The sequence below is a fragment of the Thiohalomonas denitrificans genome, from assembly GCF_016841685.1.
Lineage (GTDB): Bacteria > Pseudomonadota > Gammaproteobacteria > Thiohalomonadales > Thiohalomonadaceae > Thiohalomonas > Thiohalomonas denitrificans_A.
Genome location: NZ_JAENYR010000148.1, coordinates 1 through 3,436, shown reverse-complemented (window position 1 = coordinate 3,436; position 3,436 = coordinate 1). Strand labels below are relative to the sequence as shown.

Annotated in this window: 3 protein-coding genes and 1 pseudogene; 2 read left to right on the top strand and 2 right to left on the bottom strand. The window is 60.4% G+C overall.

Going from position 1 to position 3,436, the window contains the following annotated elements; translation table 11 throughout:
• Positions 1-58 precede the first annotated feature (58 nt).
• On the bottom strand, positions 59-1,144 hold the full coding sequence (locus Q7L05_RS17175) for a porin (RefSeq protein ID WP_303909508.1): 1,086 nt from the start codon (positions 1,142-1,144) through the stop codon (positions 59-61).
• Positions 1,145-1,382: 238 nt separating this feature from the next.
• Here Q7L05_RS17175 and Q7L05_RS17170 point away from each other — a divergent pair, with 238 nt between their 5' ends.
• On the top strand, positions 1,383-1,562 hold the full coding sequence (locus Q7L05_RS17170) for a hypothetical protein (protein WP_303909506.1): 180 nt from the start codon (positions 1,383-1,385) through the stop codon (positions 1,560-1,562).
• 109 nt (positions 1,563-1,671) lie between these two features.
• On the opposite strand, the gene Q7L05_RS17165 is transcribed toward Q7L05_RS17170, so the two are convergent.
• A complete protein-coding gene (locus Q7L05_RS17165) occupies positions 1,672-2,808 on the bottom strand; it encodes a sensor histidine kinase (RefSeq protein ID WP_303909505.1) in 1,137 nt (378 codons plus the stop codon).
• Positions 2,809-3,108: 300 nt separating this feature from the next.
• Between Q7L05_RS17165 and Q7L05_RS17160 the strand changes: the two are divergent.
• Positions 3,109-3,436: pseudogene (locus tag Q7L05_RS17160) on the top strand (biotin/lipoyl-binding protein); the annotation flags it as partial.

Below are 3,436 nucleotides of genomic sequence, written 5' to 3'. Positions count from 1 at the left end.
GGTCTAAAGGTTCGTCACTGATTCGGGCCTGCGCAGCAGGAAGTACGGCTCGCAAGGATCAGAACGCGTAAACCGCCCCTACCGAGAAGGAGGATGGACTGCCGCCCGGCTCGGTTTCCAATTCGTCGCCATGGCCGCCATCGATGCCCTGGTAGACGGCGTTGGCGTCGTTATCCGTTGTGCTGAAGGCGGCGTACACCTGTGTCGCCTCGTCGAGCTGGTTGTGCAGACCCACGGCAAGCTGGCTGGCGCCGGAAGCACTCTGGTCTTCGTTGTCATCGGCAACTATATACTGCAGGCGCAGATCGGTGGCGTCGGTGAAGCGGTAGGCGGCGTTCAGTCCGTAGGCATCACGTTCGAACACGCTGTCTTCGCTGTCCGTGGATTCATAGATGGCACCCACCTTGAAATTGTTCATGGTGTAACTCGCCGCCAGGCGCAGGTTGTCCACCTCTTCCGCGCCATTGACCGGATCCAGCGACCAGTGCTCCACCGCCGCCCCGATCATCAGCTGTCGGGTCTCGTAGGTCAGGGATGCGCTGGCGAGGTCGAAGTCGTTGTCATCGAGGCCGCCACTGGTGCTTTGTGTCGGGTTGCTGGCTGAATACATGGCCTGCAGTTCCAGTGCATCGAACTGGTTGATATAGAGAAGGGCATTGTCGGCCCGATCATTCAGGACATTGCCGTATTCGCCGGGAGCGCCGCTATAGGCACCCAGGGTGGCGCGGCGATCGCCGACTGTGTCGCTGAACATACCCCAGCGGGAGCCGAGTTTTTTGGAGGGCGTATCGTGGTGGCCGACACGGACTTCACCCAGGGCGCCTTTCAGTCCCAGGAAGCTGTTTCGGGAGGCAAATTCACCGCCACCATCCGCGATGTCGACGCCCTGTTCGTATTGCCACAACAGGGTAGGTCCGGTGTCGATATCGTGCTTACCCTTGAAACCGATGCGGGTCGAGTTGTTGGACACGCTGGTCTGACTCTCTTCGCCACTGGCGTCGGGGTCACTGAAGTCCAGGGACATATGTGCCTTGCCATACAGTTCGAGTTTCTCGCCGGCCAACTCAACCGCCTGGCTTATGGCAGGAAGCGACAGAAAGAGGACACTGCCGACACTACCGATAAAGTATTTTGATTTTTTCACTTGGGTATCCTGCTTGAACAAAAAGTTGCGGGAAAGCGGGTGGTCATTTGCCCATGCCTGCAATCACCCTAACTTCGAAGATGCTGCCGACCGCTAATCCTAGTACACGCAACAGGGGAGGTCGAGTGCTGGGCCACCGTCTGCATGCCCGTGAGAGATGCCTTGCCGTTGTGCGTCCGGGGCGTGGGCGGACGACGATAAGCTGCTATTGAACTGTGGCAAGGGCGCACTGTCGGGCGTGTCGAGGTCGGTCCCGGGCCACACGGAACTGCGTACCGACACTGAAGGCAAGCGTCTGTTCGTAGCAGTCACCGGTAGCGGCGAAGTCGTGGTGATGGATACCGAACGCCTGACCGTGGCCCGTCGAATCCGGGTGGGCGAAGGGCCGTTCCGGGTGGCTGTGCCGGGCAATTCCTGACTGATCATGTTCCGCCGGTGGCCACCATAAACGGTGCATGGCACTACCTGTGTTTAGAGCCGGCGATAAGTGGCTTGCTCACGGCATTCCGCTTTCGACATGCATCCCTTCACGGCTGATGTTCTGCTCTGATTGTCTTCGGCCAGGTGAAGCGGAAAGTCGAGCCCCGGCCGGGCGCCGATTCCAACGTAATGCGCCCGCCGACGCGCTCGACTACGCGCCTCACAACCGCCAGGCCGACTCCGGTACCCGGTTTTTGGTTCGGTCCGTGTTGAAACATCTCGAAGATCCGCTCCTGGTACTCTGGGGGAATGCCGGGACCATCGTCTGTTACCGAAAACTCGTAGCATTCTCCGAGGTCTCGCGCAGAAACCCACACGTGACCATCCGGGCGCTGGTGGTGCTCGATGGCGTTTCCGAGCAGATTGGCGAAAGCCTGCCGTAGATGCAGGCGGTCCGTCTTCAGGCGGGGCAAGTCCGGGGCAACTGTAATCGTGAAGGTTTCGGGAACGCCGTGCGTTTCGATGACCTCCCGCATCAGTTCCGCGCTATCCACCGCCTCGATCTCGGCGACTTCGGTGCCCGCCCGGGAGTAGTCGAGCATGGCGTCGATAAGGTCATCCATCAACTGGACCCGCTGCCGCAACAGCCGCATACGTTCACGACCCGCGTCAGAAAGTTTCCCGGAGACCTCCTCTTCGATCCAGCTGGACAAGCCGTGTACTGCGCGCAATGGAGCTTTAAGGTCGTGAGAGGCGATATTGGTGAAACGCTGTAACTCTTCGTTCGCGCGTTGCAGGGACTCCTCATGCCGCTTGCGCTCGGTAATATTCTCCAGCATGTGCAGTGAATGGACCGAACCCGGGTCGCGCGCCTCCCGGTACAATGCGAAGGAGCGCATGCGCAGTATCCGCCCGTCGGATTCCCTGATTTCCTCTTCATGCACCCCTGGCTCCACCAGGGCCTGCTGGCAACCTGCTGTCGGGCCGTTGCCCGCTGGCAGAATTTCCCAATAGTAATGCCCGAGCACCTGTTCGCTCGGGAGTCCCGCCAGTTCCAGATAGGGACGATTGGCATATACGATTCGTCCATCACGGTCATGCAGGAAGACCGGATCGAGGAAGGTCTCTATCGCGTCTCCCAGAACACTCTGGAGCCCGGTGGCTTGTTCAAGAGCACGTAGACACTCGGCGAGTTCGCCCCCGAGGGTCGCAACCTTGTGTTTGAGCTTGTCGGTTCGGGGCATATCTTCCTATTCTTACCCGGGTCAGACTCGAAAACCGGCGCGCTCACCTCGGCAACTCCCCCGTCCGACGCTGGCGCCTGCACGCCGTCTTTCAAAGATAGCAGGGGAGGTCTGTCTCGATACGTCAGTAGTCCCCGCATGCTCCTGCAAGGGTCAATGTCGAGGTCTAAAAGGTTCAGCTCCCTTCACAGCGACTCCTTTTGAAAGAATTAGCAGGCCCGCGACTCCCGGTACATTGCGGCGGCTTGATCGGGTATCTGGAGGCATCTTCACTTAAAGGAACTCCTTGAGAGGTTCCCGATGAGGACCAAGGCGAAGGTATCTATCGCCGTTGGCGTGGCTGTCCTGGTGTTGGTGGCGGGCTGGCTGCTGATGACCCGGGGACCGGCCGATGGGGGCTGTGCGCCCGCCGAGATGCAGAGACCGCCGCCGGTGGTGGAGGTCGCTACTGCGCGCCGCGACCGGATCGAGGTGAGTGTGCAGGCGGTCGGCACGGTAGAGGCGGCGGAGCGCACTGACATTACCTCTCAGGTCACCGGCAAGGTTGCGGAAATCCGTTTCACGGAAGGTGAGCGGGTCGGGGCCGGCCAGGTTCTCGTGACACTCGACTCCGGCAGGGAGCGGGCGG

Bases quoted from the DNA above. Each gene is read 5' to 3' on its own strand.
- Q7L05_RS17165 (WP_303909505.1), bottom strand. From the start codon at position 2,808: ATGCCCCGAACCGACAAGCTCAAACACAAGGTTGCGACCCTCGGGGGC.